The organism is Micromonospora sp. DSM 45708 (assembly GCF_039566955.1).
In the GTDB taxonomy this organism is placed as follows: Bacteria; Actinomycetota; Actinomycetes; order Mycobacteriales; family Micromonosporaceae; genus Micromonospora.
In genome coordinates, this window is record NZ_CP154796.1 from 6,216,213 (window position 1) to 6,238,718 (window position 22,506).

At 74.0% G+C, this 22,506-nt stretch carries 20 protein-coding genes, 1 pseudogene and 1 riboswitch; of the genes and pseudogenes, 9 read left to right on the top strand and 12 right to left on the bottom strand.

Annotation, left to right across the window (positions count from 1 at the left end; all coding sequences use genetic code 11):
- The first annotated feature begins 77 nt into the window (after positions 1–77).
- On the top strand, positions 78–836 hold the full coding sequence (locus VKK44_RS27070; protein ID WP_343444003.1) for a VOC family protein: 759 nt from the start codon (positions 78–80) through the stop codon (positions 834–836).
- Between the two features lie 121 nt (positions 837–957).
- On the opposite strand, the gene VKK44_RS27075 is transcribed toward VKK44_RS27070, so the two are convergent.
- The 4 genes and pseudogenes from VKK44_RS27075 to VKK44_RS27090 all read right to left on the bottom strand — a co-directional run.
- Positions 958–1,734, bottom strand: coding sequence for an ABC transporter ATP-binding protein (locus VKK44_RS27075; RefSeq protein ID WP_343444004.1), 777 nt, complete (start codon positions 1,732–1,734; stop codon positions 958–960).
- Positions 1,731–2,816, bottom strand: a complete 1,086-nt coding sequence (locus VKK44_RS27080) for a FecCD family ABC transporter permease (RefSeq protein ID WP_343447915.1) — start codon at positions 2,814–2,816, stop codon at positions 1,731–1,733. The genes VKK44_RS27075 and VKK44_RS27080 overlap by 4 nt, the downstream gene beginning before the upstream one ends.
- Before the next feature lie 68 nt (positions 2,817–2,884).
- Positions 2,885–3,817, bottom strand: a complete 933-nt coding sequence (locus tag VKK44_RS27085; protein WP_343444005.1) for an ABC transporter substrate-binding protein — start codon at positions 3,815–3,817, stop codon at positions 2,885–2,887.
- Between the two features lie 80 nt (positions 3,818–3,897).
- Positions 3,898–4,067: riboswitch (cobalamin riboswitch) on the bottom strand.
- A 70-nt stretch (positions 4,068–4,137) separates the two neighbouring features.
- Positions 4,138–5,448 (bottom strand): annotated as a pseudogene (locus tag VKK44_RS27090) (M14 family metallopeptidase); the annotation flags it as partial.
- Between the two features lie 205 nt (positions 5,449–5,653).
- Here VKK44_RS27090 and VKK44_RS27095 point away from each other — a divergent pair.
- Complete coding sequence (locus VKK44_RS27095) at positions 5,654–6,994, top strand: C39 family peptidase (protein ID WP_343444006.1); 1,341 nt, start codon at positions 5,654–5,656, stop codon at positions 6,992–6,994.
- Between the two features lie 76 nt (positions 6,995–7,070).
- On the opposite strand, the gene VKK44_RS27100 is transcribed toward VKK44_RS27095, so the two are convergent.
- The 3 genes from VKK44_RS27100 to mqnE are packed head-to-tail and all read right to left on the bottom strand — an operon-like array spanning position 7,071 to position 8,988.
- Positions 7,071–7,355: a DUF4229 domain-containing protein gene (locus tag VKK44_RS27100; RefSeq protein ID WP_343444007.1), complete on the bottom strand. Its 285-nt coding sequence runs from the start codon at positions 7,353–7,355 to the stop codon at positions 7,071–7,073.
- A gap of 27 nt (positions 7,356–7,382) precedes the next feature.
- The gene (locus VKK44_RS27105; protein WP_343444008.1) at positions 7,383–7,811 is read right to left on the bottom strand and encodes a hypothetical protein; all 429 of its coding nucleotides are present in this window, start codon (positions 7,809–7,811) and stop codon (positions 7,383–7,385) included.
- Positions 7,812–7,818: 7 nt separating this feature from the next.
- Entirely contained in the window at positions 7,819–8,988 is a 1,170-nt protein-coding gene (gene mqnE, locus VKK44_RS27110) for an aminofutalosine synthase MqnE (RefSeq protein ID WP_343444009.1), read from the bottom strand.
- Positions 8,989–9,218: 230 nt separating this feature from the next.
- Here mqnE and VKK44_RS27115 point away from each other — a divergent pair, with 230 nt between their 5' ends.
- The 4 genes from VKK44_RS27115 (at position 9,219) to VKK44_RS27130 (ending at position 15,372) form a co-directional block, all read left to right on the top strand.
- A complete protein-coding gene (locus VKK44_RS27115) occupies positions 9,219–10,886 on the top strand; it encodes a C40 family peptidase (RefSeq protein ID WP_343444010.1) in 1,668 nt (555 codons plus the stop codon).
- 110 nt (positions 10,887–10,996) lie between these two features.
- Entirely contained in the window at positions 10,997–12,463 is a 1,467-nt protein-coding gene (locus VKK44_RS27120) for a hypothetical protein (RefSeq protein WP_343444011.1), read from the top strand.
- A gap of 187 nt (positions 12,464–12,650) precedes the next feature.
- Positions 12,651–14,642: a DEAD/DEAH box helicase gene (locus tag VKK44_RS27125; RefSeq protein WP_458351573.1), complete on the top strand. Its 1,992-nt coding sequence runs from the start codon at positions 12,651–12,653 to the stop codon at positions 14,640–14,642.
- 109 nt (positions 14,643–14,751) lie between these two features.
- On the top strand, positions 14,752–15,372 hold the full coding sequence (locus tag VKK44_RS27130; protein WP_343444013.1) for a putative glycolipid-binding domain-containing protein: 621 nt from the start codon (positions 14,752–14,754) through the stop codon (positions 15,370–15,372).
- Between the two features lie 19 nt (positions 15,373–15,391).
- Here the strand turns inward: VKK44_RS27130 and VKK44_RS27135 are convergent, their stop codons facing one another.
- Positions 15,392–15,952 (bottom strand): TetR/AcrR family transcriptional regulator, encoded by a 561-nt coding sequence (locus VKK44_RS27135; RefSeq protein WP_343444014.1) that lies wholly within the window; start codon positions 15,950–15,952, stop codon positions 15,392–15,394.
- Between the two features lie 91 nt (positions 15,953–16,043).
- Between VKK44_RS27135 and VKK44_RS27140 the strand changes: the two genes are divergently transcribed.
- On the top strand, positions 16,044–16,943 hold the full coding sequence (locus VKK44_RS27140; RefSeq protein WP_343444015.1) for an SDR family NAD(P)-dependent oxidoreductase: 900 nt from the start codon (positions 16,044–16,046) through the stop codon (positions 16,941–16,943).
- Positions 16,944–16,956: 13 nt separating this feature from the next.
- On the opposite strand, the gene cds1 is transcribed toward VKK44_RS27140, so the two are convergent.
- The 3 genes from cds1 to VKK44_RS27155 form a co-directional block, all read right to left on the bottom strand.
- On the bottom strand, positions 16,957–18,048 hold the full coding sequence (gene cds1, locus VKK44_RS27145) for an L-cysteine desulfhydrase Cds1 (RefSeq protein WP_343444016.1): 1,092 nt from the start codon (positions 18,046–18,048) through the stop codon (positions 16,957–16,959).
- A gap of 10 nt (positions 18,049–18,058) precedes the next feature.
- A complete protein-coding gene (locus tag VKK44_RS27150; protein WP_343444017.1) occupies positions 18,059–18,901 on the bottom strand; it encodes an SDR family NAD(P)-dependent oxidoreductase in 843 nt (280 codons plus the stop codon).
- Between the two features lie 834 nt (positions 18,902–19,735).
- Positions 19,736–20,194: an Lrp/AsnC family transcriptional regulator gene (locus VKK44_RS27155; RefSeq protein ID WP_343444018.1), complete on the bottom strand. Its 459-nt coding sequence runs from the start codon at positions 20,192–20,194 to the stop codon at positions 19,736–19,738.
- 268 nt (positions 20,195–20,462) lie between these two features.
- Between VKK44_RS27155 and VKK44_RS27160 the strand changes: the two genes are divergently transcribed.
- A complete protein-coding gene (locus VKK44_RS27160) occupies positions 20,463–20,729 on the top strand; it encodes a BldC family transcriptional regulator (protein WP_091565253.1) in 267 nt (88 codons plus the stop codon).
- A 59-nt stretch (positions 20,730–20,788) separates the two neighbouring features.
- Here VKK44_RS27160 and VKK44_RS27165 read toward each other — a convergent pair whose 3' ends face one another.
- Entirely contained in the window at positions 20,789–21,433 is a 645-nt protein-coding gene (locus VKK44_RS27165; RefSeq protein ID WP_343444019.1) for a UbiX family flavin prenyltransferase, read from the bottom strand.
- A 101-nt stretch (positions 21,434–21,534) separates the two neighbouring features.
- Between VKK44_RS27165 and VKK44_RS27170 the strand changes: the two genes are divergently transcribed.
- On the top strand, positions 21,535–22,500 hold the full coding sequence (locus VKK44_RS27170) for a terpene synthase family protein (protein WP_343444020.1): 966 nt from the start codon (positions 21,535–21,537) through the stop codon (positions 22,498–22,500).
- The last annotated feature ends 6 nt before the right edge of the window (positions 22,501–22,506 follow it).

A 22,506-nucleotide genomic window follows, 5' to 3' on the forward strand; every position in this document is an offset into this window, starting at 1 on the left:
GCCCGCCGGCCGGCCCGGTGGTGCCACGATGCCGGCAGGGCGGGCCAGCGGGGCCGCTCCCGGCGGAAGGGGTCACCGTGAACGGCGTCGAGCCCGGCACACCCTGCTGGACCGACCTGGCCACCCCCGGGTTGGACGACGCGAGGCGGTTCTACCCGCAACTGTTCGGCTGGACCGGGCGGATCTCCACCGTGCCGGACGCCGGCGGCTACACCGTCTTCCTCAAGGACGGCAAGGCCGTCGCCGGGGTCGGCCCGCCGGCCACCCCGGACCAGGTGCCGATCTGGTCGACGTACGTGGCCACGGACGACGCCGACCTGGTCGCCACCCGGGTGGCGGCGGCCGGCGGGCAGGTCGTGGTCCCCCCGTTCGACGTCGCCGCGCAGGGCCGGATGGCGGTGCTGGCCGACCCGGCCGGCGCGGTGTTCAGCGTCTGGCAGCCGAAGGCGATGCGCGGCGCGGAACTGTTCAACGCGCCCGGCGCGATGTGCTGGAACGAACTCGTCACCCCCGACCCGGAAGGGGCCCGGGAGTTCTACGCGCTGGTCTTCGGCTGGCATCCCGAGGAACGGTCGACCGGGCCGGAACCCTACATCGGGTGGCGCTGCGGCGCCCGCATCGTCGCCGGCATGCTGCCGCCGGCCGAGCCGCTCCCCGCCGACCTGCCGGCGTACTGGACGGTCTACTTCGCCGTGGAGGACACCGACGCCACCGCGGCCCGCGCCGCCGAACTGGGCGGCACCATCCTCGTCCCGCCCCGGGACAATCCGGCCGGTCGCGCCGCCGCCCTCCGCGACCCCCACGGCGCCCTCTTCTCCATCTCCACCCTCCGCTGACCCGCACCACGCCGCACCGCGCCCGCGCCACGCCCGCCCCCCGCCGCGCCCACGCCCCGCCTGCACAGTTTCCGTGAATTAGCGGGGGGCGGGGGTGGGGCGGGGGGGAGTGAGGGGCGGGTCAGTGGGGGCGGACGGGGACTACCAGGGGGCCGTGGTCGCCGGGGATGACCCGGACGTGGGCCCGGTAGTGGCGGGCGAGCAGATCCTCGGTGAGCACCTCGTCGGGTGGGCCGGCCGCGGCCACCCGGCCGTCGGCGAGCAGCACCAGGCGGTCGGCGTACTCGCCGGCGATGGAGAGGTCATGCATGGTGGCGAGCACTGTCAGGTCGTGCTCGCGGCGGAGCTGGTCGACCAGTTCCAGCACCTCCTGCTGGTGCCCGATGTCCAGCGCGCTGGTCGGCTCGTCGAGCAGCAGCAGGGTGGCGCCCTGGGCCAGTGCGCGGGCCAGGAAGACGCGCTGCCGCTCGCCGCCGGAGAGCGTGGCCAACTCGCGGTGGCCGAATCCGGCCAGGTCGAGCCGGTCCAGCACCTGGCGCACGGCCGTCAGGTCGGCGGCGGACTCCCGGCCCAGCGGCGGCATGTAGGGCGTGCGCCCGAGCAGCACGTAGTCGAAGACCGCCATGCCGGCCGGCACCACCGGCGACTGTGCCACGGTGGCCACCACCCGGGCGCGGTCGCGGCGGCGCAGCGCGCGGATCGGCGTACCGAAGAGGGAGACGGCGTCCGGCGCGGGCAGCAGGCCGCCGACGGCGCGCAACAGCGTCGACTTGCCGGCGCCGTTGGGGCCGATGACGGTGACCCACTCGCCCACCGCGACCGTCAGGTCGACGCCGGCCAGGACCGGGCTGCCGCCCAACTCGACCCGCAGGTCACGGACCTCGACGGCGGCGGTCATGCTCCCACCCCGCGGGCGGTCCGCAGGATCAGGACGAAGAACGGGCCGCCGAGCAGCGCGGTCACCACGCCGATGGGGATCTCGGCGGGTGCCGCGGCGGTCCGCGCTACGACGTCGGTCAGCGCCAGGAACGCGCCGCCGAAGAGCATCGACAGCGGCAGGATCACCCGGTGGCTGGAGCCGGCGAGCAGCCGTACGGTGTGCGGCACGATGATGCCCACGAAGCCGATCAGGCCGGAGGCGGAGACCGCGGCGGCGGTGCCCAGCGAGGCGGCGGCGATCAGCAGGTAGCGGGAGCGTTGCGGGTGCAGCCCGAGGCTGGTGGCCTCGTCGTCGCCGAGGGCGAGCACGTCCAGTTCCCGCCGGTGCACCAGCACCACCACGGCGGTGAGCAGGAAGTACGGCAGGACCAGCAGCACGTCGTGCCAGCCGGCGGTGGAGAGCCGCCCGAGCAGCCAGGAGTAGACCTGCTGGAGGCTGTCCGAGTGCGCTTGCAGCAGGTAGGTCTGCCCGGCGGCGAGGAACGCCGACACCGCGACTCCGGCCAGGATCAGCGTGGCCGGCGAGCGGTCCCGGCCGCCGGCGGCGCCGAGCAGGTACGTCATGGCCACCGCGCCGAGCGAGCCGACGAACGCGGCGAGCGGAATGGTGACCGGAAGGCCGGTGAGCGCCCCGCCGGCCCCGGCGCCGAGCACGATCGCCGCGGTGACCGCGAGCCCGGCCCCGGCCGCCACGCCGAGCAGGTACGGGTCGGCCAGCGGGTTGCGGAAGACGCCCTGGTAGCACCCGCCGGCCAGGGCGAGCAGCGCGCCGACGAGCAGACCGAGCACGACCCGGGGCAGGCGCAGCTCGGTGACGATGGCGACCTCCTGCTCGGTGAGCCCGCTGTCCAGGTGCACGCCGGGCAGCAGGTTGAGCAGTTCGGCGGCGACGCTGCCGGGCGGCAGGCTGACCGGGCCGAACGAGACGCCGGCGACCAGCGCGACGAGCACCGCCACCAGGCCGGCGAGCAGCCAGCTCGGGCGCAGCCCGGCCGGCCGGCCGGTGCCGGCGCGGGTGCCGCCCCGGCGGGGGCGGGGCAGCCGGCCGGCCGGCCGGGGCCCGTCGGGGGTCCCGGCCGGCGCGACGTCCGCCGGTCGTACGGCCACGGTCAGGCCGGGACCTTGGCGGTGGCGTCGACGATCGCCTTCAGCAGGTCGACGACGCGCGGGCCCCAGCGGGAGGCGATGTCGTCGTCCAGCGCCACGACCTGGTTGTTCTTGACGGCGGTGAGGCCGGCCCATCCGCTGCGCGCCTTGACCGTGTCGGCGCTCTGCTGGCAGCACTTGGTGTCGGCCAGGAAGACGAAGTCGGGGTTCGCCTTGACGATGACCTCCTGGGAGAGCTGCGGGTAGCCGCCGCTCTTGCCGCCGGCGTCGGCCGCGTCGGCGATGTTCGTAAGCCCCGCGAGCGCGTAGATGGTGCCGATGAACGTCTTGCTGGTCGCGGTGTAAAGCTCCGGGCCCAGCTCGTGGTAGTAGGTCAGCTTCTCGGCGCGCTTGGGCAGGTCCTTGGTGAGCGCGGTGATGTCGTCCTTCATCTTGCGCACCACGGCGTCCGCCTCGGCCGGGTGGCCGGTGAGCTTGCCCAGGTCGGTGAGCTGCCGGTACGTGTCGTCGAGCGTGGTCGCGGCCGGGGTGAGCAGGACCGGGATCTTCAGCGCGACGAGCTGGCTGGCGATCTTGTTGGTGTCGTTGGTGATCACCACCAGGTCGGGGCTCTTCGCGGCGATCGCCTCGGCGTTCGGCTGGTAGCCGGAGAGGTCGGTCTTCGGCGCGTCCGCCGGGTAGTTCGACTGGTCGTCGACGGCGGTGACCTGCTTGCCGGCGCCGATGGCGAAGAGCATCTCGGTCGAGGTCGGCGACAGCGAGACGATCTTCTCGGGGCGCTTGTCCAGCGTCAGGTTGCCCACGCTGGCGGGGAACGAGCCGCCGGACGCGCCGGCAGCGGGGGTGTCGGTCGAGGTCTTCTCGGCGCAGCCGCCGAGAAGCAACACGCCGGCCGCGAGCGCGGTGGCGAAGAGTCGAGGGGTACGTCGGGTCACGGGTCCTCCTGTCGGTCGAGGAGCGTGGTGCTTCGCCGACAGGTGGAAGGCCCGTCCGCGAGGCGCCCTTCCTCGAGAGCGCGTGTCGCGACCGGGCCGCAGGCGACCTGGCTCGTCCCACGTCCGTCGGCGCCGGCGGGAGGCCGACGCCGCGCGTACGGGGCATCACAGTTGCGGGACAGCGCCGGTTTCACACCGGCTTCGCTGTGGCACGGTCGGTGTCACCGTAGCGCACGACCAGCGGAGATCACCCGGACGGGCGGGGTGGGCGGGGACCCCGGTGGGGGTGGAGCCGGGGTCCCCGCCGCCGGGTGAGGTCAGCAGTACTGGCTCTGCTTGCCGATCGCCCGGTACGGGCAGTCGGCGTACTCGGAGAGCGTCAGCACGGCGTCCCGGTTGCGCGAGGTCTGCGCCGGGATCACCTCGTCGGGCGGGTAGAAGCCGCCGCCGGAGGCCGAGCCGGGGTACATCTCGAACGTGTACGCCCAGATCTTGTGGGTGCCCCACATCCAGTCGATGCTGGTGCCGTCCGCGATGTAGAGGTCGCTCGACTGTTCCGGGGTGTAGCCGTTGCTGGCCGCCATCTGCTGGCCGATGGTGGCGAACGTGTTGTACTGGTCGGCGGTCATCCCGGTGGCGGTGTCGCTGTAGGTGTAGCCGTACGGCCAGAGCACCAGCTGGGAATAGGTGTGGAAGTCGATGTTCGCCTTGATCTGCTGCACCCCGCCGACGACCCGGCTGTTGACGAAGTTACGCAGCGCGGCGGTCTCCGGGGCGGAGAAGGCGGACGGGCCGCGGTAGGTGTCCGACGACTTGGTGCTGGACGAGCCGCCGCAGCAGCCCCACTGGTAGCTCCAGTTGCGGTTCAGGTCGGTGCCGACGTACGTGGAGCCGCTGTTGGGCTGCCGGTTCTTCCGCCAGGAGCGGTAGGAGCCGGTGGCGATGTCGTACTCGCTGCCGTCCGGGTTGACGGTGGGCACGATCCAGATCTCCCGGGAGTTGACGATGTTGGTGATCCGGGAGTCGCTGCCGTAGTTGTCGGTGAACAGGTTGAGCAGGTAGATCGCCATCTCGACGGTCAGGTGCTCGCGGGCGTGCTGCTGGGCGTTGAACAGGATCTCCGGTTCGCTCTCGTCGGTGCCGACGTTGTCGGAGATCTTCACGGCCATCAGGTCCCGGCCCTGGTAGGACGTGCCGATGCTGAGCTTGCGGGCGATGCCCGGGTGGTCGGCGACCACCTGGTTCACCACGGCGGTCAGCTCGGCGTAGTCGTGGTAGTTCGAGTCGGCGGGCGGGAACGCGTACGCGGTCGCGCCGCCGGTCGGCGCCGGGGCGACGTCCTTCTCCAGCCGGAAGCCGAGCCGGGTGATCGCGTTCGCCTCGGCGGTGGTCGCCGTGACGTGCAGCACGCCGTGTTCGGAGTAGTCGATGGCGGCGCCGGTGCGGGCGACCGCGGTGCGGTCGGCGACGGTCCGAGGGCCGAGCACCCGGTAGGCGACGGCGGCCGACTCACCGGCCCGGTCCGGGTCGGGGCGGGCGGCGGCCGGCCCGGCGGCGGCGGTGACCAGGATCAGGCCGACGGCGGCGACGAACGCGAGCCGGCGGCGCAGCGGGGACGTGCGGAGGGCCATGGACAACCTCCTCGGGGTACGGGGAGATCCCGTTGTCCGCACACTTCACCAGCAGTCACATGGTCATATCAACATCCGTCGCTGCCATGGACCATCCCGACCTGATCCTCACGTCGGCAATGATTTTCCATGGCTGAACATCTGGCGAAACTTCCCGCCAAGCGCGACAGTGAACGGCAACGATGCCGTCTCCCGTGGAGCTGCCATGTTCGGAAGACCCCTGCGCGCGGTCGCCCTCGCCGGCCTCACCGCGCTCACCCTGCTCGGCACCACCGCACCCGCCCAGGCGCACGGCCCCCGGCCGGGCGTCACCCACGACGAACAGATCACGTTCCAGGACTTCTCCCGCTACCCCGACTGGCGTACCGGCTCGCACCAGGGCACCCGCGCCGTCCCCGGCCGCCACCCGGCGCTCACCATCGACCGCCCGGCGGGCACCACCGAATTCACCGACGAACACACCGGCACCACCCACACCTGGGAGTACGCCACCTGGACCTCACCCGAGCGGCGGATCGGGTTCGACGCCACCGAACTGGTCGCATCGTGGAACGCCAGCACCCCCGCCGGCACCTGGATCCAGGTCGAGCTGCACGGCACCTACACCACCGGGGCACAGACCCCGTGGTACGTGATGGGCCGCTGGGCCTCCGGCGACCAGGACATCAAGCGGTCCACCCTGGACGGCCAGGGTGACCCCTGGTCGAGCATCTGGACCGACACGTTCTCCATCGACGACGCCTCGGCCGGGGTGCTGCTGCGCTCGTACCAGCTCCGGCTGACGCTCTACCGCGCGCCCGGGCAGGCCGCCGCGCCGCAGGTCCGGATGGTCGGCGCGATGGCCTCGAACGTGCCGGACCGGTTCACCGTCACGCCGAGCCGCGGCGGCATCGCCTGGGGCACCGAGCTGGCCGTACCCCGCTACTCGCAGAACGTCCACATCGGCGAGTACCCGGAGTACGACGGCGGCGGCGAGGCGTGGTGCTCCCCCACCTCCACCGAGATGGTGGTCGAGTACTGGGGCCGCAAGCCCTCAGCCGAGGACACCGCCTGGGTCGACCCCGCCTACGCCGACCCGACCGTCGACCACGCCGCCCGGATGACCTACGACCACGAGTACGAGGGCGCCGGCAACTGGCCGTTCAACACCGCGTACGCGGCCGGCTTCCCCGGCCTGGAGGCGCGCGTCACCCGGCTGCACTCGCTGGACGAGGCGGAACGGTTCATCAAGGCCGGGATCCCGGTGGTCACGTCGCAGTCGTTCCTGGCCAGCGAGCTGGACGGGGCGAACTACGGCACCTCCGGGCACCTGTTCGTGATCGTCGGCTTCACCGCCGACGGCGACGTGATCGTCAACGACCCGGCGTCGTCGTCGAACGAGGCGGTGCGCAACGTCTACCAGCGCGAGCAGTTCGAGCAGATCTGGCTGCGCACCAAGCGGTACCGGGCCAACGGCACCGTGGCCTCCGGCTCCGGCGGCATCGCGTACCTGATCAAGCCGACGGACCGGCCCTGGCCGGCCGTGCCCGGCTCGACCAACTGGTGAGCTGAGTGGAGGGGCCCCTTCTTGACGCCTGGCGTCGAGAAGGGGCCCCTCCTCACCGCCTCGCCGCACCGCACCGCTAGTCGCGGCGGTCGGCCCCGGGCTCTCCCGGCTCGGTCCGGTCGTCCCCGGCCAACGCGGAGCGCAGCCGGTCCTTCTCCGCGCGACGGCGCTCCGCCGCCTCGGCCATCTCCCCGGCCATCTCGTCCCGCCAGCCCTTCAGCAGGAAGAACGACAGCGTGGCGGAGAAGACCAACGCCAGCATCAGCCGCAGGAACATGTTCATCTCGACGAACCAGAGGGCCGCCAGCACGGCGACGAACAGCCCGATCCGGCCCAGGGTGTACTTGACCGCCGCGCTCATGCCCGCATTCCCACTCTCTCCGCCGCCTCAGCCCGTCCGCCGGGCCAGCCAGTGCACGCCATGAAACCAGATCACCGCGTAGACCACGGTGAACACCGCCGCGGCCAGCGCGCCGGTGAACAACGCCGGCAGCCCCGCGGCCAGCCCGGCCGCCAGCAACCCGGCCAGCACGCCGACCCCGAGCCCGACCAGCGCGGCCAGCACCCGGGCGGCGCCGAACTCCCAGGCCCGGAAGTCGTCCCAGAACAGCCAGAGCGGCAGGATCACCGCCAGCCAGCCGTTGGTCCCCCCGAACCCGCCGGCGCCGACGGTGGCGAACGCCCACTCGAAGAGCAGCAGCGCCAGCAACCCGATGACCAGGCCGGCGAGCGTCACGCCGAGCAGGTCACCGAGCGTCAGGATGCGCCCCTCGGCGTCCCGCCGAGGAAAACCGCGCTGCTGCTCCCCGGTGCTCATCGCCGGGTCAGGCCCAGACCTGCTGCGGCTCGGAGCGGCGCTCGGCCATCGACGGCGCGGCATCGTACTCACGGACGGTCTCGTAACGGGTGTTCCGCTCCACCGGCCGGAAGCCGGCGTCCCAGATCAGGTGCAGCAGGTCGTCCCGGTGCATGGTGTTCGGCGTGCCGTACGAGTCGGCGTCGTGAGTGATCTTGTATTCCACCACCGAGCCGTCCAGGTCGTCCACGCCGAAGTTCAGCGAGAGCTGGGCCACCGAGAGCCCGTGCATGACCCAGAAGCACTTCACGTGCGGGACGTTGTCGAACAGCAGGCGGGAGACCGCGAACGTCTTGAGCGACTCGGCCGGGGAGGCCATCGTGGTGCGGGCCTGGATCCGGTTGCGGACCTTGCCGTCCGCCGAGTCGACGAAGTCGTGCTGGTAGCGCAGCGGGATGAAGACCTGGAAGCCCCCGGTCTCGTCCTGCAACTCGCGCAGCCGCAGCACGTGGTCGACCCGGTGCCGGGGCTCCTCGATGTGGCCGTAGAGCATGGTCGACGGCGTCTTCATGCCCTTCGAGTGGGCCAGCCGGTGGATCCGCGACCAGTCCTCCCAGTGGCAGGCGTGGTCGACGATGTGCTGCCGGACCTCCCAGTCGAAGATCTCCGCGCCGCCGCCGGTCAGCGACTCCAGCCCGGCGTCCATCAGCTCGTCGAGGATCGCGTCGGCGCCGAGCCCGCTGATCTTCTCGAACCACTGCACCTCGGTCGCGGTGAACGCCTTGAGGTTGACCTTCGGCAGCGCGGCCTTCAGCTCGCGCAGCACCTTGGGGTAGTAGCGCCAGGGCAGCGTCGGGTGCAGGCCGTTGACGATGTGCAGCTCGGTGAGCTGCTCGTCCTCCATCTCCTTGGCCTTGCGGACCGCCTCGTCGATCCGCATCGTGTAGGCGTCCTTCTCGCCCGGCTTGCGCTGGAACGAGCAGTACGCGCACGACGCCGAACAGACGTTTGTCAGATTGAGGTGCCGGTTGACGTTGAACATCACCCGGTCGCCGTTGAGCTCGGTGCGCCTGTGGTGGGCCAGCCGGCCCAGCCAGGTCAGGTCGTCGCTCGCGTAGAGCGCGATGCCGTCCTCGCGGGTCAGCCGCTCCCCCGCGTAGACCTTCGCTTCGAGCTCGCGCTTGAGTCCGGCGTCCATCCGAAAGCCACGTCCTTCCACCTGGGGTCCCGATCGAGCGTACGTCGCGGGTCCGACGCGCCGACCCGCGCGGTCGACCGCAGCGACCCAGTTCACCGACGGTCACGCTCCGCACATCGACATCGTTGCGTCCGTGAGGTAAGACAGGGTGGGGCGGAACACACACCAGGGCCGCCCTGTCCCATCACGCCCACGACGCGTGGGACGCACCGGACCGGACGGGGAGCGGAATGGTCGACAGCACCAAGGCCCGAAGGCGACGGCGACGCGCACCGGTGATCTCACCGGTGCTGCGCCCGGCGCTCTGGTCCGCCCTGCTCGGGGCGGTCGCGGCTGCGGCGCTCGCCACCCCGGCCTGGGCCGAACCGCTGCCCGACACCATCCCCAGCACCGGCTCCCGCCCGCAGGTCACCGGCCCGCTCCAGCTCCCCACCGTGCCGGGCGCCACCACCGGCCGCCCCGGCGCCACCGTCCCCGGCCTGCCCGGCGGCGCGGTGCCCGGTCTGCCCGGCGCGGCCGTCCCCGGCCTGCCGGGCGCCACCGTCCCCGGGGGCGCACCGGTGCTGCCGGGTGCCACGAACCCGGCCGACGGTCCGCTGATCGCGCAGATCAACCAGGTCGACGGCCTGGTCGCCCAGCTCGGCGACAACCTCCTGCGGATCAAGGGCGAGCGGGACGCGGCCCAGACCGAGCTGACCGCCGCCGCCGCCCGGCTCAAGGAGGCGCAGGACGCGCTGGCCCGGGCCCAGGAGAACGCCAAGAGCGCCGCCGCCGACGCGGTCAAGGCCGACGCCGCACTGCCGCCTGGCGAGTTCGGCGCCAGCCTGCGCCAGTTCTCCGACCTCCAGCGGATCACCCGGGGCGACAAGGCCGAGGGGGCCACCACCTCGGTGACCGGCGAGCTGCTGCGCGCCACCACCGACGAGCGGGTCGCCCGCGAGGCGCACGCCTCGGTCCAGCGACGCGTCACCGCGAAGACCGCGGAGTTCACCCGCGTCGAGACCGACCTGCACAAGCAGGAAGCCGCGCTGCTCAAGCTCCGCCGCGACAACGCCGCCAAGCTGCTCGAGATCGAGCGCCGGGAGGACGCCGCCGAGCAGCGGCTCGGCAACCCGTACGTCGTCAACCAGAGCATCAACGGCCTGGTCGCCGACCCGCGGGCCCTGGCCGCGGTGCGCTACGCCCTGGCCCAGCTCGGCGACCCCTACCTCTGGGCGGCGGAAGGGCCGGACCGGTTCGACTGCTCCGGTCTGATGCTCGCCTCCTACCAGTCGGCCGGCTACCGGGGCCTGCCCCGCGTCTCCCGGGACCAGTACTTCGCGACCCGCGCCCGCACCGTCAGCCCGACCACTCTCCTCCCCGGCGACCTGCTCTTCTTCGCCTCCGGCGGTAGCTGGACCAGCATCCACCACGTCGCCATGTACATCGGCAACGGCAAGATGGTCGAGGCGCCGCGGACCGGCGACGTGGTCAAGATCTCGGTGGTCCGGTGGTCCCGGCTCTACGCGGCGACCCGGGTGGTCGGCGCCGTCCCCGCGCCCGCCACGCCGAAGCCGCTCCCGACCGTGCCGGCCAACCCGCCGAAGCCCGGCACCACCCCGAAGCCGACTCCGACGAAGTCCGCCACGCCGAAGCCGACACCGAAGCCGACGAAGTCCGCCACGCCGAAGCCGACGCCGACCACGTCCAGCCCGACGCCCACCCCGTCGACGAGCACCAGCCCGACGCCCACCCCGTCGGACACGCCGAGCCCGACGCCGAGCCGCACCGCCACCGTCGCGCCGTCCTCGACCTCGGCGAAGCCGACCGAGAGCGCCGCCGCGCCGTCGAGCAGCACGGCGAAGCCGACGGAGAGCACGGTCGGCAGCAAGTCCGCCAGCCCGACCAGCACCGGCTGACCCAACCGCCCGCTCCGACTGTGCTCCCGGGCCGGAATGTGGCACGGTGAGATCCAGGCACTTCCGGCCGGCGCCACGGTCGGGGGCGAGCGTGGGTGCGGAGGGCGGAGATGGGCGAGCACGAGGTTCCGGCGGAGACGGTCCAACCGGGATCCACGCCCGATCCCGTCGGTGACGCCGACCAGCGCCCGGCGCAGCCGGGACCGGGTCCCGTCGCGCGGGCCCGGGTCAGTGTGGCCGGCTCGGCCGTACCGCCACCGTCGGGCGGCGAACGGTCCGCTCCGCCGGCCACCGCCACCACGTACCGGGCGGGTGTCCCGGCGGAGAGCGTCCCGCCGCTGGACCGCCGCCGCCCCGGGGCGACCGTCCCGCCGCCGTCCAGCTGGTCCGCCTTCGCGGCGGCCGACCGCCCGGCCCCCACCGACGACGACGCCGGCCCCCCGGCACCGCTCCCGGCCGCGCCCACGCCGGCGCCCACGCCGACCGGGGAGGCCGCGACGGGCCCGGCCGACGGCGGCCCGCCGGCCGGTCGGGTCGCCGGCTCCGCCCAGGTGCCCGCGCCGCGCACGGAGTCCCCCGACCCGAGCCGGGACGATCACCCGGCCGGCGATGCCGTGCTGCACCAGCCGGCCGGCCGGGCCACGCCCGCGCCGCGCGCCGACTCCGAGACGGCACCCGCCCGGGCCAGCGCGTCGGTGCCCGGCCTGAGCCGGGTCTCGGCCGACGAGGTCGCCGCCTCGGTGGCGGCTGCTCCCGCCGCCTCGAAGGTCTACCGCGCCGGCCCGGTCAGCCCGGAGCCGCCGGAGCCCGCCCAGCCGCCGGAGCCGGCGCAGCCGCCGACCCCGTCGGGTCCCGAGCCCGAGCCGGCTCCGACCCCGGTGCCGGGCCCGACGCCCCCGTCACCGGCTCCGCCCGTACCCGAGCCGGAGCCGCCGCTCCGCCCGACGCCCCCGGTACCGGCCCCCGCGCCCGCGCCGTCCCCGAAACCGCCCGGCCCGGTTCCGCCGATGCCCGGGCCACCCGTGCCGCCACCGGGGCCGGCGGTGCCTCCGCCACCGCCACCACCCGGCCCGATGCCCGCGCCCCCGTTCCCGCCGCCGCCGGCGATGGCCGGCGCACCCGGGGCACAGCCGACCTGGTCGGCCGTGCCCGCACCGCAGCCGGTCTGGCCCCCCACGCCCGCATCGCCGCCACCGGCCCCGGCCGTCCCGGCACCGGCGCTGCCGACCTGGCCGCCGCCGGCCGCTTCCGCCCGGCAGCCCGAAGCCACCCGTCCGGTACGCCCGCAGCACGGCAGTCAGGACCTCGCCGGCACCGCGTACGGCGGCACGGAGGGCCCGGGCTTCGCCACCGTCTCGTTCCCGCAGGGCAGCCCGTCGGAGAACTCCGGTTCGCTGACCGGGCACATCCTGGCCCAGGGCTGGGCCGAGGACACCCCGACCACCCGGGCCAGCAACACCAAGGTCATCATCGTGCTGGCCATCGCGTTGACGGCGCTGATCGCCATCAGCCTGCTCGTGGTGTTCCTGGCCGACGACGCGCTGAGCGGCTTGACCGGCACCGTGTTCGTGCGCTGACGGGGTGAGCCCGCCCACTACGACCACGCGATGCGGTGGCGGTGTCGGCGGAGCGCCGTACACTTGTCGGGATCACTGACCCGGCGCGCCCGACTGCGCGCCCATGGGCGATCTTGCGGGCGATTCGGCGGCGTGACGGCGCCGCGGCGGGCCATCGCGAAGATGCGCCCCGCTCGAAAGGCATTTCTTGACCACCTTCGCTGAATCCGGCATGTCCCCGTCCACCGACCCGACCATCGACGCCCCCGACTTCGCCTCGCTCGGTCTTCCGGCGCAGGTGGTCGACGCGCTCGCCCGGCAGGGCATCACCACCCCGTTCGAGATCCAGCGGGCCACCGTGCCGGACGCGCTCGCCGGCCGCGACGTGCTCGGCCGGGGCCAGACCGGCTCCGGCAAGACGCTCGCCTTCGGCCTGCCGGTGATCGCCCGGCTCGCCGACCGCAACCGGGCCCGGCCGCTGCACCCCCGCGCGCTGATCCTGGTCCCCACGCGTGAGCTGGCCATGCAGGTCAACGACGCGCTGGTGCCGCTCGGCAAGGCGGTGGGCATCTTCCTGAAGACCGCGGTCGGCGGCGTGCCGTACGACCGGCAGATCGACGCTCTCCGCCGGGGCGTGGAGATCGTGGTGGCCACGCCGGGGCGGCTCGGCGACCTGATCACGCGCGGTGTCTGCCGGCTCGACGACGTCGAGGTCACCGTGCTGGACGAGGCCGACCAGATGGCCGACATGGGCTTCCTGCCCGAGGTCACGGAGCTGCTGGCGAAGACGCCTGCGGACGCCCAGCGGCTGCTCTTCTCGGCCACTCTGGACAACGACGTCGACTCGCTGGTCAAGCGGTTCATGACCGACCCGGTCACCCACTCGACCGCGCCGGCCACCGCGGCGGTGTCCACCATGGACCACCACATGTTGCTGATCCCGCCGCACGACAAGTTCGCGGTCACCGCGTCCATCGCCGCCCGCGAGGGACGCACCATGGTCTTCGCCCGTACGCAGCTCGGCGTCGACCGGCTGGTCGAGCAGCTCACCGCGGTCGGCGTACGGGCCGGTGGCCTGCACGGCGGCAAGACCCAGCGGATGCGCACCAAGACGCTTGCCGAGTTCCGCGAGGGCCGGATGAACGTGCTGGTCGCCACCGACGTGGCGGCCCGGGGCATCCACGTCGACGGCGTCACGCTGGTGCTGCACGTGGACCCGCCGAAGGACCCGAAGGACTACCTGCACCGGGCCGGTCGCACCGCCCGGGCCGGCGAGTCCGGCGCGGTGGCGACCCTGGTACTGCCCAAGCAGCGCCGGACCACGTTGGCCATGCTGGAGAAGGCGGGCGTCGAGCCGTCCGAGGCTCGGGTCCGCGCCGGCGACGAGGCGCTGGCCGAGCTGACCGGCGCGCGCGAGCCCAGCGGCGTACCGGTCCGCGAGGAGCCGGAGCCCCGCCGCGGCGGCGGCCCCCGTCGCTTCGGGGACCGGGACGGGCGCGGCTACGGCGACCGGGACGGACGCGGCCCGCGCCGCTTCGGCGACCGCCCCACCGGCGGACGCGGCTACGGCGACCGGCCCACCGGCGAGCGCGGCTACGGCGACCGGCCCACCGGCGAGCGCCGCTTCGGCGACCGCCCCACCGGCGAGCGCGGCTACGGCGACCGGCCCAGCAGCGAGCGCCGCTTCGGCGACCGCCCCACCGGCGAGCGCGGCTACGGCGACCGGTTCGGCGGTGACCGGACCGAGCGCCGCGACGACCGGGCCTTCGGCGAGCGGCGGTCCGACGAGCGCGGGGACCGCTTCGGGGGCCGGCAGTCCGACGACCGGCGCTTCGGCGAGCGGGCGCAGCGCGACCGTACCGGCGGTGACCGGCCGTTCGGGGACCGGCACCGGCCGGCCGGCGGGCGTGGCTTCGACCGGGATGCCCGGGACGACCGTCCCACCGGCGGTCGTGGCTTCGGCGAGCGCCGCCACGAGGACCGCCCGCAGGGCGAGCGCCGCTTCGGGGACCGGGACGGCAACACCGAACGCCGCTTCGGGGACCGCGACGGCAACACCGAACGCCGCTTCGGGGACCGGGGCGACGTCCGGCCGGCCGAGCGTCGGGGCGGGTTCCGTCCCGAGGCGCGGGGCCGGGACGACCGGCCGCGCGACGACCGGCGTGGTTTCGGCGGGCGTCCGCCGGCCCGTACCCACTGATCCGGGGCCTCCCGAAGAGCACCTTCGAACGCCGCCGTCGAGCACCCGCTCGGCGGCGGCGTTCGTGCATCCGCTGCCGGTGGCCGACCGGTCGCGTAACGTCCGGTCCATGCCGAAGTCGCTCTTCTGGGCCCGGACCGACACCGCCGGATCCGAGCACGTGGTGCTCGACGACCGCCAGGGGCTGACCGCGCAGGGCGTGGCGCTGGCCGTGGACCCGATCCCCTACACCTGCCGGTACCGCTTGACGGTCGCGCCGGACTGGTCGACCAGCCGGCTGGAGGTCGACGCGGACGGCGCCGGCTGGGCGCGGAGCGTACGCCTGGAGCGGGGCGGCGACGGGTGGCGCGTGCGTACCGGTGAGGAGGGTGACCTGGACGCGGCGCTGCGTGCGGCCGGGCATCCGCCCGCGGGCCTGCCCGGTACGGACGACCCGGACCGGCTGGCCGACGCGCTCGACGTCGACCTGGGCGGTTCCCCGCTGACCAACACGCTGCCCATCCGCCGGATCGGGCTGGGCCGGCTCCCCGCCGACCTGGCGACGAGCGTGACGGTGGTGTGGGTGCTGTTGCCCGGGTTGACGGTGCTCCCCGTCGAGCAGGTCTACACCTCGCTCGGTCCGGGCCGGGTGCGGTACGCCAGTGGCACGTTCACCGCCGACCTGGAGGTCGATCCGGAGGGCTTCGTGGTGCGCTATCCCGGGCTCGCGGAGCGGGTCGGCCCGCGCTGACCGTCGTCGGGCCGGCCGGTCAGCCGCGTAGTCCGCGCAGCAGGACGCCGAGGTAGCGGTCGGCGGCGTCCGCGTCGCTGATCGTCACCGCGTGTTGCACGCCGCACATCAGGCTGCGCAGGTCGTCGGCCGTGATGTCGGACCGGACGGCGCCGGCCTGCCGCGCCCGGTGGAGCAGGTGGTCGAGCGCGTCGAAGAAGTCGGCCGCTGGCGCGGCGGCGTCGGCGGTGAGGTCGTCACGGGCGGCCAGCACCTCCGCCAGCGCCGGTTCCTCGCGGAGCAGCCGCAGCCCGGTCGACATCAGCCGCTCGAACCCGACGACGGGATCGTCGGCGGCGGCGCTCGCCCGGGCGTCCGCCGCCAGCCGGGTGAAGCTCTGCGCGGCCAGCGCCTCGATCAGCACCTGCCGACTGGGGAAGTGCCGGTAGGCGGTGCCCACGCCGACGCCGGCGGCCTTGGCGATCGCGTTCAGCGGCAGGTCGCGGTCGCCGCCGCGCAGCCGGGCCCCGGCCACGGTGAGCATCTGCTCGCGGACCCGGGCGGAGTCCGCCCGCAGCCGTCCGCCCCCACCTGTCGACACAGCGAAAGGATAACTCATCCGCTCGCCTGCTACGCTGGGCCCCGAACGGATAGATAATCCGATCGGATCATGCATCCCTTGAGGAGTGGCCATGGCTGTGAGCTGGACCTTCGCCGACATACCGGACCTGACCGGCCGCACGGCGGTGGTGACCGGCGCGAGCAGTGGGCTCGGCCTGGTCGTGGCGCGGCAGTTGACGGCGCACGGCGCGACGGTGATCGCGGCGGTCCGCGACGTGGGCAAGGCGGCCCGGGTCCTGCCCGGGTCGGAGGCGCGGCAGCTCGACCTCGCCGACCTGGACTCGGTCGACGCGTTCGCCACCGGCCTGCACGAGGAGGGGCGGACCGTCGACCTGCTGGTCAACAACGCCGGCATCGGTGGCCACCAGGGCCGTCGGCTCAGCCCACAGGGCATCGAGATGCAGTTCGCCACCAACTTCCTCGGCCATTTCGCGCTCACCGGTCGCCTGCTCGACCTGGTCCGCGACGACGGGCGCGTCGTGCACGTCGGGTCCGGCCTCTACCGGCTCTTCCGGGTGGCACCGCCCTTCGACGACCCGGCCGCCGAACGGTCCTACTCGCCCTCTCGGGCGTACGTGGCGTCCAAGCTCGCGAACCTGCTCTTCGGCCTGGAACTCGACCGCCGGTTGCGGCGCGCCGGCCGGCCGGTGCGGAGCCTGGTCGCGCATCCCGGCCTGGCGAAAACCGAGTTGAACGATGACATCGGGCACCCGGCCCTGCGCGCGACGATGGCGGTCCTCCAGGCCCTGATCGGTCGCCCGGCCGAACGCGCGGCGGTTCCGCTGCTGTTCGCCGCCACCGATCCCGGAGCGCGTGGCGGGGTCTTCATCGGCCCCGGCAACCGGAAGTGGGACGACCGGGTGCACCTCGACCCGGTCGTCGCGCCCGCGGACGACCCGGCTCTCGCCGGCCGGCTGTGGGACCGGGCCCGGGCCTGGACCGCCGTCGAGTACCCGCCGGACCTGCGGTGACGACCGACGCCGGTCAGGCCGGCCAGGTGCCGTCGTCCAGGAACCGGTCGACGGCGGTGAGGTACGGGGCGAGGTCGAGGCCCTGCCCGGCCACCCACTGGTCGGAGTAGTAGGTGTCGACGTAGCGGTCGCCCGGGTCGCAGATCAGCGTCACCACCGAGCCGGTCCGGCCGGCGGCCCGCATCTCGGCGATCAGCCCGAACGCGCCCCAGAGGTTGGTGCCGGTGGAGCCGCCCACCCGGCGGCCGAGCACCGCCGAGCCGGCGCGCATGGCGGCCAGTGAGGCGGCGTCCGGCACCTGGACCATCCGGTCCACCACGCTGGGCAGGAAGGACGGCTCGACGCTGGGCCGGCCGATGCCCTCGATCCGGGAGCCCCGGCCGGTGCGGACCGACCAGTCGGCGGCCTGCCAGGCCGGGTAGAACGCGGAGTTCTCCGGGTCCACCACGCACAGCTTGGTGGGCAGCCGGCGGTAGCGGGCGTACCGGCCGATGGTAGCGCTGGTGCCGCCGGTGCCGGCGCCCACCACGATCCAGGCCGGCACCGGGTGTCGCTCCAGCGCGAGCTGCGCGTAGATCGACTCGGCGATGTTGTTGTTGCCCCGCCAGTCGGTGGCCCGCTCGGCGTAGGTGAACTGGTCCATGTAGTGACCGCCGGTGTCCTCGGCCAACCAGCGCGCCTCGATCACCACCTTGGCCGGGTCCTGGACCAGGTGGCAGCGCCCGCCCTGGAACTCGATCTGGGCGATCTTCTCGGGTGAGGTGGAGGCCGGCATGACCGCGATGAACGGCAGCCCGAGCATCCGCGCGAAGTACGCCTCGGAGACCGCTGTCGACCCGGACGACGCCTCGATCACCGTGGTGTCCCGGCCGATCCAGCCGTTGCACAGCCCGTAGAGGAACAGCGAGCGGGCCAGCCGGTGCTTGAGCGAGCCGGTCGGGTGCACCGACTCGTCCTTGAGGTAGAGGTCGATCCCCCACGCCTTGGGCAGCGGGAACGGCAGGAGGTGGGTGTCGGCGGAGCGGTTGGCGTCCGCCTCGACCGTGGCGATCGCCTCGGTGAGCCAGTGCCGGCCGACCTCGTCACACCGGTCGAGATGAGTCACGCCGGCAACGTTACAAGTGAGGCCGGCTCGGATCCGCCCGGACCCGGCGCGCCTGCCGGCGCTGCCCGGCCCGGCCGGCCGCGCGCACCACCGGCGTGAGCACCAGGGCGAGCCGGGGGAACGCGTCGAGCAGCCGGACCTGCGCGCCGCGCCAGCGCGGCAGGCTCACCACCGGGCGCGGCCGGCGGGCCAGCCGGACCGCCCGCGCGGCCACCCGCTCCGGCGTCAGCAACGAACCGGTGAAGGAGGCCAGCGCCCCGGGGTCGTCGAGCTTGTCGTGCAGCATCGGCGTCCAGATCCCGTCCGGGCACAGGCACGACACGTGTACGCCTCGGACGCCGGCCATCCGCAGGTCGGTCAGCGTGCCGAGGCTGAACGCCAGCAGGGCGTGCTTGCTGGCCGCGTACACCGTCTCGCCGGGCGCGGCGATCAGCCCGGCCAGCGAGACGACGTTGAGCACGTGCCCGTGGCCCTGCTCCCGCATCACCGCCACGGCGGCCAGCGTGCCGTTCATCGCGCCGAGCGCGTTGACCTCGACCACCCGCTGCCGGACCTGGGCGTCCTGCGCCCAGGAGGGGCCGGTGACCAGGATGCCCGCGTTGTTGACCCACAGCCCGAGCCCACCCGGCGCGCCGGCCGCCTCGGCGGCGACCGCCGCGCAGGCAGCCCCGTCACGGACGTCGAGTTCAGCGGACCAGCCGCCCAGCGGCGCCGCGGCTTCGGCCACCGCCGCCGCCTCGACGTCGGTCAGCAGCACCCGCCAGCCGTCGGCGTGCAGCGCGGCAGCGAGCGCACGGCCCAGCCCGCCGGCCGCTCCGGTCACCACGGCGGCGCCCCGCCCCGAGGTCGTCATCGCCGCACGCTAACCGCCCGCACCGGTCGCGGGCCAGCCCCTTGGCCGAGGCCGGGCCGGGCCGTGGCCGGGCCGTGGCCGGGCCGTGGCCGGGCCGTGGCCGGGCCGTGGCCGGGCCGTGGCCGGGCCGTGGGCTGGGACCGGGCCGTGGGCTGGGACCGGGCCGTGGGCTGGGACCGGGCCGTGGGCTGGGACCGGGCCGGGGGCTGAGGGCTTAGCTGGGCTGGGCTGGGCTGGGCTGGGCTGGGCTGGGCTGGCCAACGCGAGGCAGGGCAGCAGAGAGGTAGCGGTGGTATCCCGCGTCCGCCTACGAAGTTGACGGCGCAGATGAGTCAAGCCGTCTCGTTGTGACGGTACCCGGGCTGCTCACGCAGACGATCACGCTCGTCGGGCTCGGGGGTTCAGCATCGATGCCGACGGGCGGAGCAGGACCCGGTGGTTGGGGCCGCCACAGGCTCGCCATCCGAGTCCCGGTCCCGCGAGTGGACTCCCGGGGGCCGGCAGGCAGCCCTGGCGCCCCGCACCCCCGCCCGCGCACAGTTTCACGGAAAGAGTGGCTATTCGGGCTCGAACAGCCACTCTTTCCGTGAATGTGGGCGACGAGCGCGCGGCGCGAGCGCGGGGCGCGGCGCGAGCGCGGAGCGCGGAGCGCGGGGCGCGGGGCGCGGGGCGCGGGGCGCGGGGCGCGGGGCGCGGAGCGCGGGGCGTGGGGCGCGGAGCGAGCGCGTGGCGCGGGGCGCGGCGGCGTCGCCGTTGCTGTGGCGGCTCCGCCGACGAGCCTGAGTCGTTCGTGCCATCAACTTCGTAGGCAGCAGAACGGCGGGCGGTGGGCCGTCAGGGAGTGGGTGGTTCGAGCGGCTGGGGGCGGTTCTCCCACTTGGTCGACAGCGCGATGCCGGTGCGGGTGGAGGCGACCCCGGGCGTGCGGTTCAGCCGGACGATCAACTGTTCCAGCTCGGCGATGGTGCCGACCCGCGCCTTGAGCAGGAAGGATTCGACGCCGGCCATGAAGTAGCAGGACTCGATCTCGGGGATCTGGCGGAACGCCTCCAGCACGTCGTCGGTGTCCGCGTCGGAGTTCTCCATGATGCCGATCAGCGCGGTGACCCCGAGCCCGATCGCCTCCGGCTCGACCTCGGCCCGGTACGCCCGGATCACGCCGCCGGACTCCAGTTTGCCGACCCGCTCGTGCACGGCCGGGGCGGAGAGGCCGACCTGCCGGGCCAGTTCGGCGTACGACAGGCGGGCGTTGCCCCGTAGCAGCTCCACGAGGGCCAGGTCGATCGTGTCCACGGAGAGTGACCCTATCCCTTGGACCGTGACCGGGAGCGGACGGCACCCGTTGAACATGACGGTACGTCGTCATTCACAAACGTCCGGTCATGGAGGTTCTACGCCGGTACCATTTACTAACTTCGCAGTGTGTGCGTTTTTCGCGTTTGGCGGACACGCCCGGTCCCTGGTGCTGTAATTGCCATACGTCCCTCATGACGGCTCTGGGCTCGCACCGGCCGGGGGCAGTGTGTTCAGCCGGGGGCTTCGTCGACGCGAGGAGGGGGCTGTGGACACTGGAGATCGCCTGCTGACACCGGGTGAGGTCGCTGCGCTGTTTCGGGTGGACCCGAAAACCGTGACCCGATGGGCAGCGGCCGGCCGGATCGGCAGCATCCGGACTCCAGGCGGGCATCGCCGGTTTCGGGAATCCGAGGTGCGGGCCCTGCTTGAGGGGGAGGGCATGCTGGACGAGGCGGACGACATGGGCAAGGCCCGGAACATGGGCCCGACCGCTTCGACCGGCCCCGGACCGGCGAACGCCGGCATGTACTGAGCGAGCGGGCGCGGTCCGGCCGGTGGGGCGGGCCGCGCCCCGGCCGGTCGCGGGCCGGGTCAGGCCCGGTCCACGTGTCGGCGGTCCGCGGCCAGCGTGCCCGACCAGCGCCGGAACAGCGTGTGTTCGACGCCCAGCGCGTCGAGCACCTTCCCGGCCACGAAGTCGACCAACTGTGGCGCGGAGGCGGACGCCCCGGCGCCGTAGAAGCCCGGACTGGCCGGCAGCACCACGGCGCCGGCGTCGTGCAGCGCGATGAGGTGTTCCAGGTGGCTGCGGGTCACCGGGGTCTCCCGGGGCACCACTACGACCGGGCGGCGCTCCTTGAGGTTCACCTCGGCGGCGCGTTGGAGCAGGTCCTTGGAGAGACCGATCGCGATGCCGGCGCAGGCCGCGGTGCTGGCCGGCACGACCGCCATGCCGCGTACCCGGTAGGAGCCGCTGCTCGGGCCGGCCGCCAGGTCACCGGCGGGCCAGTGGCGCAGGTCCGCGCCGGTGAGGTCGCGGTCGAGCCACGCGGCCAGGTCTTCGGCCCAGTGTGCGTCCCGGAAGGGCCGGCCGGTCTCGTCGAGGACGGTCAGCCGGGCGGCTCGGGACACGATCAGGTCCACCGCCGCGCCGGCGTCGAGCAGTCCCCGGACGACCGCTGCCGCGTACGGGGTCCCGGAGGCACCGGAGACGCCCACCACCCATGGTTCGCGCATGCCGTCAAGCCTGCCAGGCCGAATGTCCGGCGGGTCGACGGGGCTTCCCGCGCCATGGGATTCTTTCGTCCGGCGATCCACGTCCTCGGAAGGGCCCGGTGATGACGGCGGCGGTGCTGCGGGCGCTGCGCTCCGCCTGCCCTGTCGCGCCCCGGTTCTCCCCGTACGCCGACGAGGTGCAGGGCTGGCTGGTCGACCGCCTCGACCGACTCGACCTGCCGCTCGATCCGGGCGCCCGCCGACGGCTGGCCCGCGCTGGCTTCGCCCGGTACGCCGGCCGGCTCTACCCGGACGCCACCGAGCCCGACCTGCGGGTGCTGGCCGCGCTGTTCACCTGGTTCTTCCTGGTCGACGACGCCTGCGACGGACCGGACGGGCTGGTCCCGGCGCAGATCCGCGCGCTGCGCGACGGCGCGCTCGCGCTGCTCCGCGAGGGGCCCCGGACCCGTCACCCCGGGTTCACCGGTCCGCTGCGCCGGCTGCTCGTGCAGGCCTGGCGGGAGCCGCGTCGCCGGATGCCGGCACGCTGGCGGCTGCGCTTCGCCGACGCCGTGGCCGACCACCTCGACGGCGTCTCACGGGAGACCGCCGCCACGTCGGCCGGCCGCCCGCCCGGCGTCGCGGAGTACGTGCGGTTGCGCCGGGCCACCTCGGCGGCGTACGTGTCGTACCCGCTGATCGAGTTCGCCGCCGGCCGCCCGCTGCCCGACGCGGTCTACCACCATCCGGCGCTGCGCCGCCACGCGGACCTCGCCAACGACCTGCTCTCCTGGTTCAACGACATCGCCTCGCTGGAGCGGGACCGGGCCACCGGCGGGGGGCACAACCTGGTGCTCGCGGTGGCCGCCGAACGGGGCGTGCCGGTGCCGGCCGCGGTCGACCTGGTGGCCGCGCACTGGCGCGCCGAGATGAGCCGCTTCATGACGCTGCGCGCGGCGGTGCCGTCGTTCGGCCCGGCGCTGGACGAGGCCGTCGCCATCCATCTCGACGGGGTGGCCGCCGCCGTGCGCGGCACCGTCGACTGGACGCTGGAGAGCACCCGCTACCCGGTCGCGGCGACGCCCTGACCGACC